A 17,489-nucleotide genomic window follows, 5' to 3' on the forward strand; every position below is an offset into this window, starting at 1 on the left:
GCAGCCTGCCGCTTCACCCGCAGTCCGATATGAGGGCTGTCGTGGCATGCCCGTCATGCGGCTCGCCTTCGACGAGAATGTTTGCCTCCCACGCGGCGTCGACAAACGCTTGCCGCGCTTTGCCGGCCGTAATTTCACCGGTTCGGGCGCGATTCAATACATCAGCGGCCGCCAGCGCCAGTGGGGCATTGCGCGCCGGCCATTTCTCGCTTTTCAGGCAATGCACTGCTTCGAAAACGGAACTGACCAATCGCGATCGCCCAGGCTTGCCGAAATAGATGCAAACAGGTGTATCGAACTCTATTCTCTGCACCGTATTCCTCCCGGTTCAAGCAAGGTGTCGCTTCAAGCAAGCTGCGTGTCTTCAGGGTCTACACGACTGTCCGATGGGCGTTTCAGCCAAACGTCGTAGGCCTTCGCAGCTGTTTTGGCGCGTGCTGGTGTTTCGGCTGCGATATCGTAGGCTAGAATGCCCGCCTTGCGGGCGAATTTATCGAACGCCGCGCGCACCGTCTCGACGTCGAGCTCGTCAGCCAGCCCGGCGCGACAGGCGTCGAACGCCGCCTTGTGCGCCGGACCGCGGCTCGGCCATTCATTTAAGACGTCATAGGCCTGCCAGATATTTTCGACATAGCGAGGGAAACCAAGGCCGACGAGAATTGGAACGGGGCGGCCAAACAGTTTTTTTGTCATCTGTGTCTCCGCGAAAGAGCCTGTCGCATCAACGCCCGGGGCGGACCCGAGGCTCATGCTCTTTAACGCGGGATTGCTGCACGGGTTGCAGCAGGTTTGTTCGATCGTGCGCGGCCGGTCACTTGTTGGTCCGCATCTTTTGCCGAGGATTGATACCGCCTTGCGGCGTGGTGTCGTTTTCGACATCGCCTTCGAACGTATTGGTGCCCTGATCGAGCCGGTCGCCCTCCTTGATCGTGCCCCTGGAACTGCCGATGCCGGGATCGTTGGCAAGATCGCTATCGGCCGGCGTTTTGCCTTTGGCGTGCTTGTTTCCTGTCATGGACTCCTCCTGTTTCTTGAGGTGGCAGGCCGCCCTTGAGGTCGCGGCCAAGGCTCGCTGCGAATCGCATTTCGACGCGCCAAATGGCGGCGCCCGAATTGTCGGACGACCTTGATTTTGAACTCCGCGATCCCGATGGTTGTTCCGTCAAAAATATCGCCGTCGGCCGGGATTGCTCAGCCAAGCCCTCTCCGGTTTTCTGGAGTCGGGTGATTTTCGCCAACCGGAACGATCTTTCGCCCAATGCATTTAACTGGTCTGCGCTCGCGAACTCATTCTGGACGGGAGCTGGACCATTGCCACCCACAGCCTACGCCTTAGCGACCCGCGAAACCGAAGACGTTTCCATCGTCGACCTCATACCCGCTTTGAGGGCTTTCGCCCGCACCTTCTGCCGCACTCCCGATGATGCCGACGACCTGGTCCAGGAGACGCTGACCAAGGGCCTGGCCAACATTGACAAGTTCGAAGCTGGAACGCGTATGAAGTCATGGCTCTTCACGATCATGCGCAACACCTACTACACGCGTGTCAGGGCCGCCGTGAGGGAAGCGCCCGGCCTGCTCGACTGTGCTTCGCTGCGGCCGATCTCGGAAGCGACGCAGGAATGGTCCGTACAGGGCAAGGAAGTCCACCAGGCCATCCAGAGCCTTCCTGAGCATCAGCGCGAGGTTCTGATGCTGATAGGCGTGCTGGGCGTCAGCTATGAGGAAACCGCCGAAATATGCGGTTGCGCGGTGGGAACCGTGAAGAGCCGGCTCAACAGGGCCCGCGCCGGCGTGCTTGAATACCTAGGCGAAAGTTCCTCGCAAACCCTGATGGAAAGGCGCAGCTATCTGTCCGAAGGACAACTGGACTTCGAAGCCGAGAGGCGCCGCTAATATATGTCACGTTAGTTACTGGTTCCGCGCAAGCGTCTTTCGACAAGCGCATGCTGCAATTCGATCGCAAGTTTGGTCAGCCGGTCAGGAACCCTTTCCTGCTCGATTGCCGCAAGCAAGGAAGCGATTTCCCGGTCTATCGTCAGGTCGGCGCGCGTGCCGACGGAATCTTCCCTTGCGCGAGACATCGCGTTCTCTTGGCAAATGTTGGTCCCTTCATCTCACTCTGGTGGCAACAGTGCGAGTTTGCAAGAATTTGCAGGCCATCCATGCGACCGGCTTCGGTCCTTGCACAGCTTCGTCAGCGGTTGGGCTCTCGCTGCATTTCAATTGCTCACCGGCTGCAAGCCATATGCTGCCGCAACGATCAGTCTCCAGGCCGCCGATCCGCTGAATGATCCTGGTACTGCTCGGATTTGACCCGATTGCCGTCGAGCCCACGCTCCTTGGTGTGCTGCTTCTTGTCTCTGTTGGACAGAACGGCGTTCTCTCCGATCTTGTCCTTGGGAAGATCGGTCATCGCGCCAGCGCCGGCGCCTTTGCCGTGACTGCCGCGACCGATGTGCTTCTTGCTGCCGGACGCCATCTCGTCCTCCTTCCTGCTGTCGAATAGCGGCTTTTCCCGTTCGGCATCCGAACCTGCGTTGGGCCGCAATGTTCCGCCGGAAATCGTAAGCAGGAAGGCATCGCCATCCCAGTGCCGGAACGGCTTTTCGCCGTCGACGACAACTTGCATGCCATTTGCGTTGGCGAAGTTATGGACATCGGCGCGATCCAGCGCCGGCGATCCGCGATATGAATAATTCAAAAGCACGGCCATGCCTGGCCTCTTCAGCACGCGTGCGATTTCCACGAAATGTCGTTCCGCGAGGCCGGCCAGCACCAGATAGGGAAAGCTGTCGACGGCCAGCACGCGGTCGAAGCTGGCATCGCGAAAATCGGCAAGATCGAAACCGCGGGTAGGGCGGAATTCTACATTGCCGAGCCCCGCGCATCGCCGGCGGGCGATCGAGATCATCGCCGGGGATATATCGCTGCCGACGATCCGGTGCGACAGAGCAGAGAGCACCTGTTCGAACCGACCGATGCCACAGCCGATATCCAGTATGTCGCGGTCGGTACCGGTAAAGCCTCGCCTCTCCAGCCATGTAACGATCTCAGCCGTAGCGGCCGCGAGCTTTCCCTCATTGCCCAGCGACGACAGCTGGACGCTCGCCGCCGGGGAGATAGCCGCCGCTGCGTCAAACCCGGCCGCCAGCCGCTTGACGACCGCATCGTCGGTCTCGCCACCGCCACGCTCGTGCCGAACGGCAGCACCTATTTTGCGCAGCGTGGCGAAGATCTCGGGCCTGCGCTGAAGCAGGTCCGCGATCCGTTGTAATTTTGCCGTCTTTCGCGGATCGGCCGAATGCGTGTTTTGTGCAATCTTCGCCAGTTCTGCGGGTTCGATTCCTGTCTCGAAACGGAGAGCCAGCCTGGCGATGACGGCTTCGACGCTGGCACCGTCTGCCATGCAGTCCTCCAGCACCCGTCTTGCTGACGTCGACCGCCGAGGTCCTGGCTGGGTCGCGCTCATTGACCTTTGCTCCGCGTCCAGATCTTGCGCATCGTCCACCGGTCGACGGCGCCCCAGCTGTATTTGTAGGCCTCTTGTCCGCGCAGAAAATCGAACTCTTCTGCGCCTTCGCAGATCGCCTGCCTTATCGCCTGGCCGATGAGCAGCGCGCCAGGACTTTCATCGGCATAGGCCGGATCGAAGCCACCGAGATAAGCGTAAGCGCGGCCCCGATCATGGAACCCGTAATAGGCGCCCACGGTCACGTCACCGATGGTGATGAGCCAGCATCGGGCAAGCACGTGTACGACCAGCTGCGGCAGCGCCTGACGGTGGAATGCTTCCACGCGGGAATCGGACAGAACGCCGTCGCCGTGTCCGGCCCAGCGCGCGCGGTGAAGGCGGATCAGGTGATCGAGGAATGTCTGCGGATCGGACAAAGCGGATTCGATGGAGACCCTGCCGCGTCTCGACGCGGCCCTGAGGGCGCGGCGCAATTGGCGCCTCCGCCGCGCCGGAACACAGCCCTGAAGCGTCTGGTCGCCGGCGAGAGCGAGCACCGGGCAAGCGGCATGACTGACGGCTTGGCACGATTCGAGCGCGGCATGCCTGATGGCAAGGCCGGCGCCGCCGGGAGGCAGGTCCTGCAAGATCCACTGTGACCAGCCGAGGGAAAGAACCGTGTCGGCGATGGCGATGGCGACCGGTTCGGCGGTTTCGGGAATACAAAGGACATCCAGATAGTCGCTCAACGAAATGCCGAGCGGAAGCAGCCGCGCGCCGGAGCCCTGGCGTTCCAGATAGAGTGGCGCCAGGCCGACCAGATCGGCGCCACGCCAGACGGCGACCGTCGCTAGCTCGCCGGGAGCGAATGTCCGCCACCATGGCAGCAACCATGCGGGAGACTGGAACGGCGTCGCCGAGGGACTGCGCGACCAGAGTTCCCACCAGTGCGGCTCAAGGGCTTCGAGGCCGGCCGGATCGTCGATGATCTCACCGCGGAGCATGTCCCGCTCACTTCGCCGTCGCGAGCTGCCCGCTGTCTGTGCCGAGCCGTGCCAGCGCCCGATAGGCGTCCATGTAGGAGGAAACCATGCGGTCGAGTGAAAAGCGCTGCCGCGCCTCGGCCCGGCAGGTCTCGGGATCCAGGTCGGGCGCGGCAAGGATGGCTTGCGCCATCTCGTCGACATCCCCGACCAGATACCCGGTCTTGCCGTGCTCGACCACATCCGGCAGTGCGCCATTCGGGAAGGCCACCACGGGCGTGCCGCAGGCGAGCGCCTCCATGGCGACCAGCGAACTGGTTTCCGCGGCAAGGCTCGGGATGACCAGGCAGCGGGCTGTGTTCAGCAGGCGCCGCTTGGCGACAAAGCCGACCGGACCAAGGAAGCGGCGCCGGTCGTCCAGCCGAGGTCCGACCTCGTCGTGAAAATACGCGGTGTGGGTTTCGTAAGGGTAGACTTTGCCGCCGATGACCAACGGCACACCGGCCTTCTTGGCTGCGTCCAGCGCCAGATGGATGCCCTTTTCCGGGCAGACGCGGCTGAGCACGAGGGCAAAGGCGCGCTTGGCCTGCCGCTCGCTGAGCGCGTCAATGTCCACTCCGTTCGGGATCGGTTCGATGAGCCTGGCTCCCGGCGGCGCGGTTCTTTGCTGAGCCGCTGATACCGCATGCAGCCACAGATCCTCCCGTGTCGGATTGAGAGCGTCGGCCGGATACCAGTCGAGCGGCAAGTGCAGGGTCACCAATGTCGGCCCGTCGCCCGGCAGATAGGCGTCGAAATCGATGCCGTGCAAATGAACCACGTCGATTGGCCAGCGAGCGCGTGCGGTAGCGATTGCAGCGCGATGAGCACGCTGCGCCCGGCGCTTCGCCGCTTCATCGAGCACGCCCGGTTCGGCCGGCGTCTCGATGAGAGTGCCCGCAGCGCTCGAGCCCTGGCAACCGATCACGATCGAGCGGTGTCCGGCCTGTACGAGCGCCTGGTCGAGCATCGACAGCACCTGCTCGGCACCACCGACCGCATCCGGCCCGACCGGGGCGAGGGGATAGGCGACGTTGAGGACGGTGAGCGTCATGGCGGGAGAGCCGAAGCTCCTCACGCTGCGGAGGCGCGTAGCCCGCCGACGGAGGGGGCAGCGATGCTGCCGGCATAGCGGCGCGTCATTGCCGCGCAGAACTCGGCGAATTCCTCCGGCACCAGCGGCGGACTGCTGTGGTGCGGCATCATTCCACGATGCTCCGGCGTGAAGCAGAAAGTAACGGTCACGTCGAAGTCGGCCAACGCCTCCATCTGCCGGTCGAACCAGTCAAGCGCGTTCGGCCTGAAGCTGTCGGCCCAGGAAAGCCCGGTACGCAGATTGGTGACGCCGAGGCGTTTCATCCAGGCAACGGCGTCATCAAGCCGATGATCTTCGAAATGGAACCACTGCACCAGTCCTAATGCCGGCGTGTGGTGCAGGAACTCCTCGAGCGCGGGCTTTGGCGTGCCGTCCTGGCGAAGCAGGCCCATGTAGAAATGGCGATAGTAAGACGAGCCTTCCGCCTCGCGATGGCGCGTCGTCGCTTCCCACTCGCGCGGCAGGTCGTAGAGGCTGTACCATTGGATGCGCGGTGCGTTGCCGATCAGCAATTCCGCGGTCCGGCGCAGGCCCCAGACCTGTACCTCCTCGGCGCCGAAGGTCGACACGCCGACCTCGCTGACCCATACCGGAAGATCGGTGACAGCCGAGATCTCGCCGACCTTCTGCGGCCATTCGTGGATCTGCCAGAGGTTCCAGTCGAGCGGAAAGCCGTGTACGGCGACCGCGTCGACATGATCGAGCACGCCGAATTCCTTCATCCGTGTCATGAAGCCGGCATCGATCGGCGAGATGCCGCCCAGCACCTTGGTCAAGGCGGGATTCTCCGCCGCGATTGCGTCGGCGGCCAGGATTGCCGTAGCGGCGAAGCGGCTCCAGTCGGGGTCGAGCTCGGGATCCCAGTGGGATTTGTTGTTGGGCTCGTTCCAGATCATCGCGGCTTCAATCATTTATCTGTCCTTTCGACGGGTAGACGGCGCCGCCGCCGGCCGGCACGTCGGCGGTGCGGCAGAAATAGACCTCCTGTTCCGGTTGCAGCACGATCTTGAAGCCGGCGCTGCGAAGCATGGCTTCGGTGCAGGCGCGATTGGGAATCCACCAGTTGGTCGGGTCGTCGGCGTAACGATGCTCGATGAAATGCAGCTTTGGGAATTCCGGCCGGTCGAAAAGGTCGTGGGTCCAGAAATGATAGTTCTGCTCGAGCGCCGGCACGTTGGTGCTGCCGCGCTGCATCGACTGGAAGATCATCAGGTCGTCGGCGACGTGCTCCCGGATCAGATCGAGTGCGAGCAGAGGATGGCGCAAATGGTAGAGCACGCCCATGAACAGCACGATGTCGAACCGCTCATGCAGGGCGCCAACGTCGTAGACCGAGAGCTGCCGGAATTCGATGTCGCAGTCTGCGACCTCGGCGGCAAAGCGCGCCTGCGCCAGGTAAGCTTCATCGAAGTCGATGCCTAGCACGCGGCCGGCGCCGCGACGTTTCATCTCGATCGAGTAGAAACCCGCATTGCAGCCTATGTCGAGCACCGCCTTACCGGAAAGATCGGCGGGAATCGCGTCGGCGAATTTGCGCCATTTGATCAGCGGATAGTTGCCAAGGAAATGGTCGGGAGCGGTTTCGATGCCGGCCAGCTCCATGTTGTGGAACCATGGGCCGAGCGCATCGATACGGCGGCGGATCTCGGCATCGGAATGCAGCATGGCTAGCCTCCTTCGCCTGCGAGGATAGGGACGTGCTGGTGGCCGGGCAGCGTAATGGCGGCTTGGCCGTCCTGGGTACCGGCGGCGCTTTCAAGCAGCCGCAATGCGGTGCGGTAACCGTTGAAGGTGCCGACGTCGACATAAGCGGTGCCAGCCTTGATGCCATAGGCTTCGCCCCCGGCGGCGAGATAGGCGTTGACCAGCGTGCCGATATATTCGTCGCACCGGTCCCGTTCCCGCCACAGCGCGGCGAGCTGATGAAGGGTGCGGCCGGGCATCTTGAACGCACCCCAGATCCAGTTCGACGCGGCATTCTGTTGCTTGACCTGGATTTGCTTCACCCGGCCGTCCTCGTCGACAACGACGGCATCGAAGAACTCCGGCTGGTCCACCGGAAACAGCAGGAAGGACAGGCCGTCGTCCGGGAGGGCCAGGAAGCCGTCTTCGGGAAACCAGATCGTGTCGGGCAACCCGACCAGAACGGTCTCGTCGGCTGCGACGAGCGGTGCGGCGCGGAAGATGGCGTCGCAAAGGCCGACCGGAGAAGGCTGCACCACGAACAGAGCGGCCGCGTCGGCATAGCCGGCAGAATAATATTCCAGGATATCCGACTTACCCGAGCCGATGACGAAACAGATCTTGTCGGCCCCAGCGCGGACCATGCGGCGCACCAGGTATTCGCTGACCGCGCAAGGCCGCTCGGTGTTGCCGTCGATGCGGCTGCCGACCGGCAGAAGCTCCTTCGAAAAGCCGAGCGGCTGGATGCGGCTTCCCCGTCCGGCTGCGGGCACGATGCCCAACATCAAACTGCCTCCTTCAACGGCTCGCCATGCGTGGAGCCGTGCAGTGCATCGGACAGGATGCGGTCGAATTCCTTCGCGCGCCGCGCCGAGGTGTGTTCGTCCAGCACCCGCTCGCGCGCACGGCGGCGGATCGCGTCAAGCTCGGCGTCGGACAGGTCGAGCGCCGCGACCACGTCGTCGGTGCTGTTGGCCACGACGATCTCTTCACCGGGCCGGAAAAAGGCCTCCAGTCCGGGCCATGTGTCGCTCACCATCGCAGCCCCGCAAGCGGCGGCTTCGAACAGCCGGCCGGAAGGACACCAGCCCCGTTCGGCCATCGCCTCGCGGGTCACGTTCAGGGTCAGTCGTGATGATGAAAAGAAGGCGGGGTGGTCGGCCGGCGGCAGATGCCGGACGAAGAAGATATTGTCGCTCCACGGGAATTCCTGCGGATATTGTGCGCCGCCAATAATGAAACGGCGATCCGGCAGGCGCGCAGCCGGGCTGACCAGCAACCTCTCGACCCCGGCCTGGCGGTCTGCCGCATAGGTTCCAAGATAGGACAGGTCGCCGGCAAACTCCGGCCTGGGCGGGGCGGGCCGGTGTCGCTCTGGATCGACATGGCCGTAGAGCGGCATGACGCGGCGTGCACCCAGCGTCGACCTCAATGCGTCGATCGCGGTTCCTCCCGTGTAGCTCAGCACGAGATCGAAATCGCGAAGTCCTTCCGGTCCGAAATAGGCCGGAGGCTCGCCTTGTTCGATCCGCGCCAGCGTCACCGGCGTGTCCAGATCGTAGAAGACCTTCAGCCCGCGACAGGCCTGGTGAGCAAGGCGCGACGCGCTCACGGCATCGGGACAATAGGAGGTGACGATGACGACATCGGCCTCTTTCATCGCCTTCTCGGCAACGCGCTGGATGTCCTCCCAATCCGGATAAAGGACAAGGTTGCCGCCATCCAACTGGTCGAGGTCGCGTGTACCGGCATAATAGGGGGTGTTGCGTTCGAAGAAGGTGATGGACCAGCCCAGCCCGGCCATCGCCCGGATCAATCCGCGCCACAGCGTGGCGTGGCCGTTGCCCCACGACGATGTCACGGTAAGACCGAAAATGACCATGCGCATCCGGCAAATTCCTCGTCAGGCAGCTTCGTTGAGTCTGATCAGCTTCGACCCCCAGTCCCCCCAAACAACCGTGGTGATTGACGCTGGGTCGATATCGAAGCGAAAGCAGTTCCCCAGCGACAGGCCGAGCACTTTGCACACCGCGGCCTTGATGACGTCGGCATGGCTGACCAGTGCAACGCACTGGTTCTGGTAGGTGCCGCGGACCTGTTCGATCAGCAAGACGACGCGTTGCTGCACGTCAAGCATGGTCTCGCCGCTCGGCGTTCTCGCTTGCTGACGCTGGTCGTTCCACGCTCGCCAGTCGGCATCCTTGTTCAGCTCCTCGAAGGTCTTTCCCGACCAGGTGCCGAAGTCGATCTCATCGAGTTCCTCGCGGATCACGATTTCACCGGCATTACAGGCGAGCGCCATCGGAGTCGCAGTCTCCTGCGTGCGTTCGCGCGGGCTGCAGAAGATTGCCGCTACCGGCTCGCGTGCCATACGGTCAGCCAGATGCGAGGCCTGTGCCCTGCCGGCCTCGCCGAGGCAAACGCCGGCCATCCGCCCGGCAAGATAACAGCCGACATTGTCATGCGCGGCGTGGCGCACCAGAAAAAACGTCGTCGTCATTCCGCCGCATCGAGCATCGGCTCGTCCTTGCCGGCGATGAAAGAGAGCGTGCGCTGGCGGGCTTCCGCGTCGGTGAACTGCTCGGGCGGCGATTTCATGAAATAGCTGCATGGGCCGGTCAGCGCGCCCGCGATGCCGCGGTCGAGCGCCAGCTTGGCGCAACGCACCGCATCGATGACGACGCCGGCCGAATTGGGCGAATCCCACACTTCCAGCTTGAGCTCGGCATTCAGCGGCACGCCGCCGAAGGTCGTGCCTTCGACCCGGATATAGGCCCACTTGCGGTCGGTCAGCCACGGGACATGGTCGCTCGGCCCGACGTGAATGTTGCCGGGCTCCAGGGGGACGTCGATCTGGCTGGTGACGGATTGCGTCTTTGAGATCTTCTTTGATTCCAGCCGCTCGCGCTCCAGCATATTGAGGAAGTCGGTGTTGCCGCCGAAATTGAGCTGGTAGGTGCGATCGATGCGCACGCCGCGCTCACGGAACAGGTTGGCGAGCAGCCGGTGGACGATCGTCGCACCGACCTGGCTCTTGATGTCGTCGCCGATCAGCGGCAGCCCGTGCTGCTCGAAGCGCCGGCGCCACTCCGGCCGCGAGGCGATGAAGACTGGTATGCAGTTGACGAAGGCGCAGCCCGCCTCGAGCGCGCACTCGGCATAAAAGCGTGTTGCCTCCTCCGAACCGACTGGCAGATAGGACACCAGGATCTCGGCGCCGCTTTCGGCGAGGATCTTGCCGACATTGGCGACCGGCTCGTCGGCCTCCTCGATCTCGTCGCGCAGATATTTGCCGATGCCGTCCAGCGTCGGTCCGCGTTCGACGCGAACGCCGGTAGGCGCAACATTGGCAAAGCGGAAAGTATTGTTGGGCGCGCTGTAGATCGCGTCTGCCACATCACGTCCGACCTTGCCCTTGGCGACGTCGAAAGCGCAGACCACCTCGATGTCCTTGACATGGTAGCCGCCAAGATCGGCATGCATCAGCCCCGGTATGGGTTCATTGCTCCTTGCGTCGCGGTAATAGGTGATGCCCTGAACAAGGGAGGAGGCGCAGTTGCCGACGCCGACTATTCCGATCCGAACTTTCTTCGATCCCACGAAACCGCTGCCTATGCTGTTGAAGGTAAGTTCTTCGTGCCAAACCGCCTTCCTCCCGGATTGTTCCTTGCCGGCTGTAAAAATCGTGCAACCGACGGTGGATCAAAGTAGCGCCCGCCGAGTTGTGCAGCCGGGGGGTGAGGCCAACCGGGACGAGACAATGATCGTCTATGGCGACCACAAGCAAACTGAGAGCGCGCGATATGTTCGCGCCTCGGCTTGCGACGCGGCCGGGCACATCGCGGACATGCCAAGCGGGATCGGACGGCACGCAGCCCTGGTCGGCCTGTTCATCAAGGTCTCGGAATTGGTCCAGGGCCTTGCCGACGCGGAATTCGAGGCCAAGGGCATAGACAGGAATTCCCCACAACGGATCGCGGGCGCAAATCTCCTGGTCGGCTTGGCCCGGGACGTGGGCAGATCGTGGAGGGCCGGATTCGCCGTCGACGGCCCGGTCGATGCCGAAGTGCCGCGAATGTTGGCCGAACTCGAATGCGATGGCGACATTCTGACCGGCGCGGCTGAGGGCTACGCTCACTACGCGCTCTATCCGGAGAGCTATTTCGTCGCCGCGCGGCAGTCGGGTCTCGATGCGAACACATGCGTGATCGGCATCCGCAGCATCGGCCTTGGGCTTGCATCGATGGTGGCTGCAGCCATCGGCGCGCCAGCACCCGTCAGCGTCCGTCCGACCGGCCACCCGTTTCGCAGGCGGCTTGCCGCCGATCCGGAGCTGATCAGCGGCTGGATGACGAAGCCGTCGGCCCGCTTTGCCATCGTCGATGAGGGCCCGGGTCTGTCCGGCAGCTCGTTCCATGCCGTCGTCGCATGGCTACAAGCGCTGGGCATCGATACCAGGCGCATCCATCTGTTCCCAAGTCATTTGGGTGGCCCGGGCCCCGCGACGTCGGCGGACATCCGTGAGGCATGGACGGTGTGCCAAAAACACACCTCGGATTTCGAACGGACTTTCCCCGCTGGATCCGCTCTGCCGGCGCTGCGGGATTGGGTGGCTAGAATGATCGGCCGCACAGCGGTCAGCCTGATGGAAATATCCGCCGGAGAGTGGCGTCGCTTGCATTATGGCTCGCAGGATCAGTGGCCGCCCGTTCATCGCGGCTTCGAGCGGCGGAAGTTCCTCGCTTCCGCGGGCCGGGAAAAATGGTCGGTCAAATTCGTCGGCCTCGGTGAAATCGGAATGCACAAGGCCGAGACCGCCAGGAGGCTGCACGACGCAGGCTTTGGCCCGGAAGTCGCCGGGCTGTGCCATGGCTTTCTGGTCGAACGCTGGATCGACGGCACAACGCTGGACCGGGCAACGCTTTCGAAAGAAAAATTGGTCGCTCACCTGGCGGGCTATCTCGCCTGGCGCGCAGCCAATCTGCCCGCCTCGGAGCCAGGTGCCTCGCTGGACGCGCTTGCCGACATGGCCGTGCGGAATACAAGTGAAGCGCTGGGCGAACGCCGCGCGGCGGAGCTGCAGACCTGGTTCTCGAAACAGGCTCCACCCAAGACCATGCAGCGGGTCGAGATCGACGGGCGGCTTCACCCGTGGGAGTTCATCCTTTCGCGCAGTGGAACGCTGGTCAAGACGGACGCCCTCGATCATTGCCGATCGCACGATCTGATCGGCTGCCAGAACATCGCCTGGGACATTGCCGGCGCCCGTGTCGAGTACAGCCTCTCCAATTCGGCGACTGGGGCGCTTTGCAAGGCCGTGGAAGCGAGAGCCTCCCGTCCCGTCGATGCCAATCTGGTCCAATACTATGAGCCCTGCTATCTTGCGTTCCAGCTTGGCTTGTGGAGCATGGCTGCACGATCTGGCGATGATCGGGAACAGATCCGGCTGGCGGCCGCGGCAAGACGTTATACCTCGATGTTGCTTCGTTTCCTGGAGAACCAAGGGGAACTGCGGCCCTTCGACCAGGATCAATCCAGCCGGCGAAGCATATCCGCTTCCTTTTCGAGGATAGCGACTACCTCCTCGCGCTGAAGATGCGTCATCATCAGGCTCACGCAGCATTCCAGATAGGTGATGGAGGCGCGCCGCAGGAAGGCAGCCGTCTCCTTCGCGGCCATTTGCTCGATGTCTTTGGCGGATCGCTTCGGATGCACGGTCGTCTCCATGCCGGTACCTTGGCAGAACCAGAAGCTGGACGGGTTGTTCCCGCGACGAGAAAAAGTGACCAAATCCGAAACGACCGCGCGATCATGCAGCGGCCAGACGCTCCCCGCCTCAGGCTGGCAGGTTTTGCAGCCGGCCTGAGGCAGAACGCACGGTGGCGGCAATTTGACGTCTTCTGTCGATCATCTGCGCCGTCTCAAGCTCGGCAAAATAGCCGATCGTGCGCATCAAACCTTGCCTGAGCGGCACTTTTGGCGACCAGCCGAGAAGCTTCTTTGCGCGGGATATGTCGGGTTGCCGACGACGAGGATCGTCTTGTGGCAGCGGCAGGAATTTCAGGCCCGATTTGGTTGCGGTCATGCCTCTCACCAGGCTCGCCAGTTGCAGGATGGTGAACTCCCCCGGATTGCCCAGATTGACTGGCTGGCGTGGATTGGGATCGACCTCCATCAACCGGATCAAGCCGTCGACCAGATCGGAAACGTAGCAGAACGACCTGGTCTGCAGCCCGTCGCCGAATATCGTCAGCGGCCGTCTCTCGAGTGCCTGCATGATCAGATTGGAAACGATCCGTCCGTCCGCAGGGTCCATCCTGGGGCCATAGGTGTTGAAGATGCGCGCGACACGGATATCGGCTTTTCCCATTCTCAAATAATCGAAGCATAAGGTTTCGGCGGTGCGCTTGCCTTCATCATAGCAGGCGCGGGGGCCGATGCAGTTCACGTGGCCGACATAGTCTTCCTTCTGCGGATGCTGTTCGGGATCGCCATAAATTTCGCTGGTGGACGCCTGCAGGAAGCGGGCGCCATCACGGGCGGCGAGCTCCAGCAGATTGAGCGTCCCGATGACACAAGTCCGCGTCGTGTGGACCGGGTCGGCCTGGTAACGCGGCGGCGAGGCCGCGCATGCCATGTTGAAGATGCGATCCACCGGTTCGCCAAGCTCCAACGGCCGGCAAATGTCTTGCTTGATCAGCCGAAAATCCGGGCGATCGGCGATCGATGCTATGTTCTCCATGCGGCCGGTAAGGAAATTGTCGACGCAGATCACGCGCCAGCCGGCCTGGAGCATTGTCTCGCAAAGATGCGAACCGAGGAAGCCGGCGCCGCCGGCGACAAGCACGGTCTTGGTCCGTTGCGCCTTTCTTGATAGCTGCATCTCTATCTTCTCCCGTCTGCGGGTCATGCTGCGCTCTCGACGTCCAGATCGAGAACAGAACGTGGCGATTTGGCCTGCGCCAGCAGCGCAACGAATTCGCGGGCTCTTGCGATGCTTGTGTGAGCTGCCAGGATGAGCCCGCGCGCCTGCTTGGCCATGGCAAGCCGGGCGCCGTCGGATTCTCCAGACAGGATACCGATTACGTCCTCGGTCCTGCGCGCCGTGTGGATCGTCCGCCCTGGAAACAGGCTGTCCAGTCCGGCCCAGCAATCGCTGATGATCGCCGTGCCGCAGGCGGCTGCCTCGAAGAGTCGCACGCTGGGCGACCATCCGGCCGCGATCATGGAACTGCGCGTGACGTTCAACGTGTAACGTTGGCGGCTGTAAAAGGCGGCATGATCTGCCGGCGGCAGGTGTTCGATGCGATCGACATTGTCCGGCCAGGCGATTTCGCGCGGATATTGCGAGCCGGCAACGACGAAGCGGCGCTCCGGCATGCGACGCGCCGGTTCGAACAGCAGGGCCTCCAGCGTCGCCTGGCGGTCGGGGCTGTACGTGCCGAGATAGCCGAGATCCCAGCGGATCGGGTCACCGGTTCCGTGATGCCGTTCCGGGTCGACAGAGCAGTAGAGCGGCTCGGCCCGCCTCGCGCCGAATTCCGCAGTCAGACGGGCAAGCGTCGGCCCGCCGGTGAAGGAGAAGTAGACATCGAAATACGGGACTTGCCGCCTGGCAATATACTCGCAATCATCGGTTGAAAGCTTTGCCAGCGTGACCGGCGTGTCGATGTCGTAGAAGCAGAACTGACCTGTGCACAGCGATGCCACGACGTCGATGATTTCAGGACCTTCGGGAACGAAGGAGCCGACGACCACGATATCGGCATCGCGCAGGCAGCGCGCAAAATTGCGGCGAAGATCATCGGTCGTTTCATAGTAGCGCAACGCGCAGAAATCGGGGTCGCGCAGATCCCGGTGACTTGCGTACCACGGCACGTCGCGTTCGAGAAAGGTGACGCGGTGACCGAGTTCGTGGAGACCTTTAAGCAGCCCCCGAAAGGTGGTGGCGTGGCCGTTTCCCCAGGACGAGGAGAGCGACAGGCCAAGAAAGACGATGTCGAGCGGCTTCGTCATTCGGCCGCCTCCACGGTCGGACGCTCGAAATGGCGCCTGAAAATGGCGTCGGCCAAAACGGCCCGTGTCGTATAGGTATGTTCGCCAAGTACCCGCCGAAGCGCGGATGCCCCGATCGCCTTGGCCCGTTCGGCGCTAAGGCTTTGCATGATCTCGGCGACATCCTCGCCATCGCGCGCGACCAGGATTTCCTCGCCGGGTTTCAGGAACAGGTCCACACCGAGCCAGGCGTCGGTGATGAGGCATGCGCCGGCGCCGGCTGCCTCGAACACGCGCGTCGCCGGTGAGAAGCCATTGGCCGCCATGCTGTCGCGGCTGATGTTGAGCACCGCCTTGGCCGTGACGTTCAGTGCATTGTGGTCACGCGTGCCGACATGGCCCAGCCATCGGACATTGGCAGGCATCTGCTTGTCGCCCCAGCCAGACCCGCCGAGCAGGAAGCGCTGATCGGCCGAGCGGCCGGCCGGGTCGAGGAAGAAGGCCTCGACGCGCGCCTCGCGGTCCGGCAGCCGGTTGCCGAGGAAGGCGAGATCGCAGGCAAAACGCATATCCTTGCCGACCGGATGATGCGTTTCCGGATCGAGCGCATTGTAGATCGGCACGCATTCGGCCGCTCCCATGGCCCGATAGGCCCAGACCACCGGGTCGCCGCCGCCATAGGTCAGCACGAGGTCGAGTTCCTGCAGCGCGCGATGCAGCGGATGGTCGGGCTCGTCGCGCAACTGGCCGAGCGTCGCCGGCGCATCGACATCCCAGAATACGGTCAGCGCATCGGCACGGGCGTGATCGAGCACCGCCCGCAACAGCGCGTCGTCGGCGAAACCGACGCCACTCGCCTTGACGACGACATCCGCCTCCGCCGCCCGCGCGGCCACCTGCATCATGGCATGCGGGGTGGCCTCGTAGACGACCACGGCACACCAGTCCGGCGCCTCGATGTCGCGGTTTTTCTGGCGATCGTAGACGTCCGGCTCGTAGAAGGTGATGTCATAGCCGAGCCTTGCCAGGGCCTTGAGCAATCCGCGGTAATAGGTTGCCGCGCCGTTCCAATAGGACGACAGCAGGCTCGATCCGTAGAATGCGATCTTCATTCGGCGGCCTCCTTTGCAAGGATCGTGTCGGCGGCTTGGCGGTGCCCGCATTCGGCGAGCACGCCGAACAATTCATCCGCCCGGTGCCGGCATGTGTGCCGCAAGCGGATGGTCTCGAGGCCCGAGGTCGCCAGAGAAGCGGCGAGATCCGCATCGTGCAGCACGGCGCGAAGATGACGCCGCATCTCGAAGCCATTATTTGCAAACAAGAAATCGGTGCCGGGCCTGAACAAGCGTTCGACATCGGACCAGGGCGCCGAAACAAGCGGAATGCCGCAGGCGAGCGCCTCGAACATGCGGATGGTCGGGATGCCGGGCAGGCTTTCGCGATATGGACGCCGCGGGATGTGAACCGTGATGCGGTTCGCCGCGAATGCCTTCGGCACGTCGGCATTGGCGATCCAGCCTTCGTAGCGCAGGCCGGCGGCCGCAAGGTCGGCGAGCGCCTCCGGCGGATAGCGAACGCCGTGGACGGTTCCGCTCAGGCCGAGCTCACGTACCGGGCCGACCAGGAACTCCCTGATTTCGGCGCTGCGCTCGTCGTCGCCCCAATTGCCGATCCAGATAAGGTCGGAACTACGCTCGATTTCAGGATGCGGCTGGAACAGGTGGTCATCGGCTGCCTCGTGCCAGGTGAAGACCCGCTTGCCCCATCCGGCACGGAGATAGCTTTCCCGCAGCGCCTCGCCGAAGGCGAGCACGCCGTCATAATGTTCAAGCCGCAAGGAGGAGATCGCTTGCGTGGCCGATATAGCGCGATGGTGCGTGTCGTGGAACAGCAGCGTGAAACGCCCGCCATTCGCTTTCGCCCTGCCCAGCCGCGCGACAAGACCCGGCTCGGTCCACTCATGCACGATCACCACATCGGCATCGGAGATCCAGGCTTCGTGGTCGAAGGCGGCGTCATAGGTGACCGGCATCAGCTCGGGAAAGTCCTTCCGGAATCGTTCGATCGCGAAGGATCCTTTCTCGGCCAGCAGGTTCGACCGGCTCCAGCCGTCGGCGGGCTCCAGCGCGATAGCCTGGTGCCCGCGCGCGACCAGCTCACGCATGATGCCGCGCAGGAAATGTGCGTTGCCGTGGTTCCAGTCGGAAACGATCGAATGGGTGTAGAACAAAAACCGCAT

At 63.1% G+C, this 17,489-nt stretch carries 20 protein-coding genes and 1 pseudogene; 2 read left to right on the plus strand and 19 right to left on the minus strand.

Annotation, left to right across the window (positions count from 1 at the left end; all coding sequences use genetic code 11):
• Positions 1-13: 13 nt before the first annotated feature.
• From NKJ35_RS04250 to NKJ35_RS04260, 3 genes are all read right to left on the minus strand, one after another.
• A complete protein-coding gene (locus NKJ35_RS04250; protein ID WP_352645219.1) occupies positions 14-313 on the minus strand; it encodes a DUF982 domain-containing protein in 300 nt (99 codons plus the stop codon).
• Positions 314-345: 32 nt separating this feature from the next.
• On the minus strand, positions 346-693 hold the full coding sequence (locus NKJ35_RS04255) for a DUF982 domain-containing protein (RefSeq protein WP_352645221.1): 348 nt from the start codon (positions 691-693) through the stop codon (positions 346-348).
• A gap of 118 nt (positions 694-811) precedes the next feature.
• Positions 812-1,015, minus strand: coding sequence for a hypothetical protein (locus NKJ35_RS04260; RefSeq protein WP_254818814.1), 204 nt, complete (start codon positions 1,013-1,015; stop codon positions 812-814).
• A 296-nt stretch (positions 1,016-1,311) separates the two neighbouring features.
• Here NKJ35_RS04260 and NKJ35_RS04265 point away from each other — a divergent pair, with 296 nt between their 5' ends.
• Positions 1,312-1,896, plus strand: coding sequence for a sigma-70 family RNA polymerase sigma factor (locus NKJ35_RS04265; RefSeq protein WP_254818908.1), 585 nt, complete (start codon positions 1,312-1,314; stop codon positions 1,894-1,896).
• An 11-nt stretch (positions 1,897-1,907) separates the two neighbouring features.
• Here the strand turns inward: NKJ35_RS04265 and NKJ35_RS04270 are convergent, their stop codons facing one another.
• The 11 genes and pseudogenes from NKJ35_RS04270 to NKJ35_RS04320 all read right to left on the minus strand — a co-directional run bounded on the left by NKJ35_RS04270 (position 1,908) and on the right by NKJ35_RS04320 (position 10,855).
• Positions 1,908-2,084: a hypothetical protein gene (locus NKJ35_RS04270; RefSeq protein ID WP_254818813.1), complete on the minus strand. Its 177-nt coding sequence runs from the start codon at positions 2,082-2,084 to the stop codon at positions 1,908-1,910.
• A 179-nt stretch (positions 2,085-2,263) separates the two neighbouring features.
• Entirely contained in the window at positions 2,264-2,482 is a 219-nt protein-coding gene (locus NKJ35_RS04275) for a hypothetical protein (protein WP_352645498.1), read from the minus strand.
• Between the two features lie 222 nt (positions 2,483-2,704).
• Positions 2,705-3,472, minus strand: a pseudogene (locus tag NKJ35_RS04280) (class I SAM-dependent methyltransferase); the annotation flags it as partial.
• Complete coding sequence (locus NKJ35_RS04285) at positions 3,469-4,458, minus strand: GNAT family N-acetyltransferase (protein ID WP_352645223.1); 990 nt, start codon at positions 4,456-4,458, stop codon at positions 3,469-3,471. The gene NKJ35_RS04285 and the pseudogene NKJ35_RS04280, both read right to left, overlap by 4 nt.
• A gap of 7 nt (positions 4,459-4,465) precedes the next feature.
• Positions 4,466-5,530 (minus strand): glycosyltransferase family 4 protein, encoded by a 1,065-nt coding sequence (locus NKJ35_RS04290; protein WP_352645225.1) that lies wholly within the window; start codon positions 5,528-5,530, stop codon positions 4,466-4,468.
• Positions 5,531-5,550: 20 nt separating this feature from the next.
• Complete coding sequence (locus NKJ35_RS04295) at positions 5,551-6,483, minus strand: glycoside hydrolase 5 family protein (protein WP_352645227.1); 933 nt, start codon at positions 6,481-6,483, stop codon at positions 5,551-5,553.
• A complete protein-coding gene (locus tag NKJ35_RS04300) occupies positions 6,476-7,237 on the minus strand; it encodes a TIGR04290 family methyltransferase (RefSeq protein ID WP_352476458.1) in 762 nt (253 codons plus the stop codon). Before NKJ35_RS04300 ends, NKJ35_RS04295 begins: the two co-directional genes overlap by 8 nt.
• Before the next feature lie 2 nt (positions 7,238-7,239).
• Complete coding sequence (locus NKJ35_RS04305; RefSeq protein WP_352645229.1) at positions 7,240-8,040, minus strand: nucleotidyltransferase family protein; 801 nt, start codon at positions 8,038-8,040, stop codon at positions 7,240-7,242.
• A complete protein-coding gene (locus NKJ35_RS04310; RefSeq protein WP_352645231.1) occupies positions 8,040-9,143 on the minus strand; it encodes a CgeB family protein in 1,104 nt (367 codons plus the stop codon). Before NKJ35_RS04310 ends, NKJ35_RS04305 begins: the two co-directional genes overlap by 1 nt.
• A gap of 15 nt (positions 9,144-9,158) precedes the next feature.
• Entirely contained in the window at positions 9,159-9,755 is a 597-nt protein-coding gene (locus NKJ35_RS04315; protein ID WP_352505426.1) for a histidine phosphatase family protein, read from the minus strand.
• Positions 9,752-10,855, minus strand: a complete 1,104-nt coding sequence (locus NKJ35_RS04320; RefSeq protein ID WP_352645234.1) for an inositol-3-phosphate synthase — start codon at positions 10,853-10,855, stop codon at positions 9,752-9,754. The genes NKJ35_RS04315 and NKJ35_RS04320 overlap by 4 nt, the downstream gene beginning before the upstream one ends.
• A 160-nt stretch (positions 10,856-11,015) precedes the next feature.
• Here NKJ35_RS04320 and NKJ35_RS04325 point away from each other — a divergent pair, with 160 nt between their 5' ends.
• Positions 11,016-12,848 carry a hypothetical protein gene (locus NKJ35_RS04325; RefSeq protein ID WP_352645236.1) on the plus strand — a complete coding sequence of 611 codons (1,833 nt, stop codon included), beginning with the start codon at positions 11,016-11,018 and terminating at the stop codon, positions 12,846-12,848.
• Here NKJ35_RS04325 and NKJ35_RS04330 read toward each other — a convergent pair.
• The 5 genes from NKJ35_RS04330 to NKJ35_RS04350 all read right to left on the minus strand — a co-directional run bounded on the left by NKJ35_RS04330 (position 12,785) and on the right by NKJ35_RS04350 (position 17,489).
• Complete coding sequence (locus NKJ35_RS04330; RefSeq protein WP_352645238.1) at positions 12,785-12,982, minus strand: hypothetical protein; 198 nt, start codon at positions 12,980-12,982, stop codon at positions 12,785-12,787. The genes NKJ35_RS04325 and NKJ35_RS04330 overlap by 64 nt on opposite strands.
• A gap of 109 nt (positions 12,983-13,091) precedes the next feature.
• Positions 13,092-14,138 (minus strand): UDP-glucuronic acid decarboxylase family protein, encoded by a 1,047-nt coding sequence (locus NKJ35_RS04335; RefSeq protein ID WP_352645240.1) that lies wholly within the window; start codon positions 14,136-14,138, stop codon positions 13,092-13,094.
• Between the two features lie 23 nt (positions 14,139-14,161).
• Positions 14,162-15,271: a CgeB family protein gene (locus tag NKJ35_RS04340; RefSeq protein WP_352645242.1), complete on the minus strand. Its 1,110-nt coding sequence runs from the start codon at positions 15,269-15,271 to the stop codon at positions 14,162-14,164.
• Positions 15,268-16,362: a CgeB family protein gene (locus tag NKJ35_RS04345; RefSeq protein WP_352645244.1), complete on the minus strand. Its 1,095-nt coding sequence runs from the start codon at positions 16,360-16,362 to the stop codon at positions 15,268-15,270. The genes NKJ35_RS04340 and NKJ35_RS04345 overlap by 4 nt, the downstream gene beginning before the upstream one ends.
• Positions 16,359-17,489, minus strand: coding sequence for a CgeB family protein (locus tag NKJ35_RS04350; RefSeq protein ID WP_352645245.1), 1,131 nt, complete (start codon positions 17,487-17,489; stop codon positions 16,359-16,361). The genes NKJ35_RS04345 and NKJ35_RS04350 overlap by 4 nt, the downstream gene beginning before the upstream one ends.

Source organism: Mesorhizobium sp. M0136 (assembly GCF_040322515.1).
In the GTDB taxonomy this organism is placed as follows: Bacteria; Pseudomonadota; Alphaproteobacteria; order Rhizobiales; family Rhizobiaceae; genus Mesorhizobium.

What these genes read in the sequence shown, in the direction of transcription:
- NKJ35_RS04255 (WP_352645221.1), bottom strand. Translation starts at nt 693, where the DNA reads ATGACAAAAAAACTGTTTGGCCGCCCCGTTCCAATTCTCGTCGGCCTT.
- NKJ35_RS04260 (WP_254818814.1), bottom strand. Translation starts at nt 1,015, where the DNA reads ATGACAGGAAACAAGCACGCCAAAGGCAAAACGCCGGCCGATAGCGAT.
- NKJ35_RS04270 (WP_254818813.1), bottom strand. Translation starts at nt 2,084, where the DNA reads ATGTCTCGCGCAAGGGAAGATTCCGTCGGCACGCGCGCCGACCTGACG.
- NKJ35_RS04275 (WP_352645498.1), bottom strand. Translation starts at nt 2,482, where the DNA reads ATGGCGTCCGGCAGCAAGAAGCACATCGGTCGCGGCAGTCACGGCAAA.
- NKJ35_RS04285 (WP_352645223.1), bottom strand. Translation starts at nt 4,458, where the DNA reads ATGCTCCGCGGTGAGATCATCGACGATCCGGCCGGCCTCGAAGCCCTT.
- NKJ35_RS04290 (WP_352645225.1), bottom strand. Translation starts at nt 5,530, where the DNA reads ATGACGCTCACCGTCCTCAACGTCGCCTATCCCCTCGCCCCGGTCGGG.
- NKJ35_RS04295 (WP_352645227.1), bottom strand. Translation starts at nt 6,483, where the DNA reads ATGATTGAAGCCGCGATGATCTGGAACGAGCCCAACAACAAATCCCAC.
- NKJ35_RS04300 (WP_352476458.1), bottom strand. Translation starts at nt 7,237, where the DNA reads ATGCTGCATTCCGATGCCGAGATCCGCCGCCGTATCGATGCGCTCGGC.
- NKJ35_RS04305 (WP_352645229.1), bottom strand. Translation starts at nt 8,040, where the DNA reads ATGTTGGGCATCGTGCCCGCAGCCGGACGGGGAAGCCGCATCCAGCCG.
- NKJ35_RS04310 (WP_352645231.1), bottom strand. Translation starts at nt 9,143, where the DNA reads ATGCGCATGGTCATTTTCGGTCTTACCGTGACATCGTCGTGGGGCAAC.
- NKJ35_RS04315 (WP_352505426.1), bottom strand. Translation starts at nt 9,755, where the DNA reads ATGACGACGACGTTTTTTCTGGTGCGCCACGCCGCGCATGACAATGTC.
- NKJ35_RS04325 (WP_352645236.1), top strand. Translation starts at nt 11,016, where the DNA reads ATGATCGTCTATGGCGACCACAAGCAAACTGAGAGCGCGCGATATGTT.
- NKJ35_RS04330 (WP_352645238.1), bottom strand. Translation starts at nt 12,982, where the DNA reads ATGGAGACGACCGTGCATCCGAAGCGATCCGCCAAAGACATCGAGCAA.
- NKJ35_RS04335 (WP_352645240.1), bottom strand. Translation starts at nt 14,138, where the DNA reads ATGCAGCTATCAAGAAAGGCGCAACGGACCAAGACCGTGCTTGTCGCC.
- NKJ35_RS04340 (WP_352645242.1), bottom strand. Translation starts at nt 15,271, where the DNA reads ATGACGAAGCCGCTCGACATCGTCTTTCTTGGCCTGTCGCTCTCCTCG.
- NKJ35_RS04345 (WP_352645244.1), bottom strand. Translation starts at nt 16,362, where the DNA reads ATGAAGATCGCATTCTACGGATCGAGCCTGCTGTCGTCCTATTGGAAC.
- NKJ35_RS04350 (WP_352645245.1), bottom strand. Translation starts at nt 17,489, where the DNA reads ATGCGGTTTTTGTTCTACACCCATTCGATCGTTTCCGACTGGAACCAC.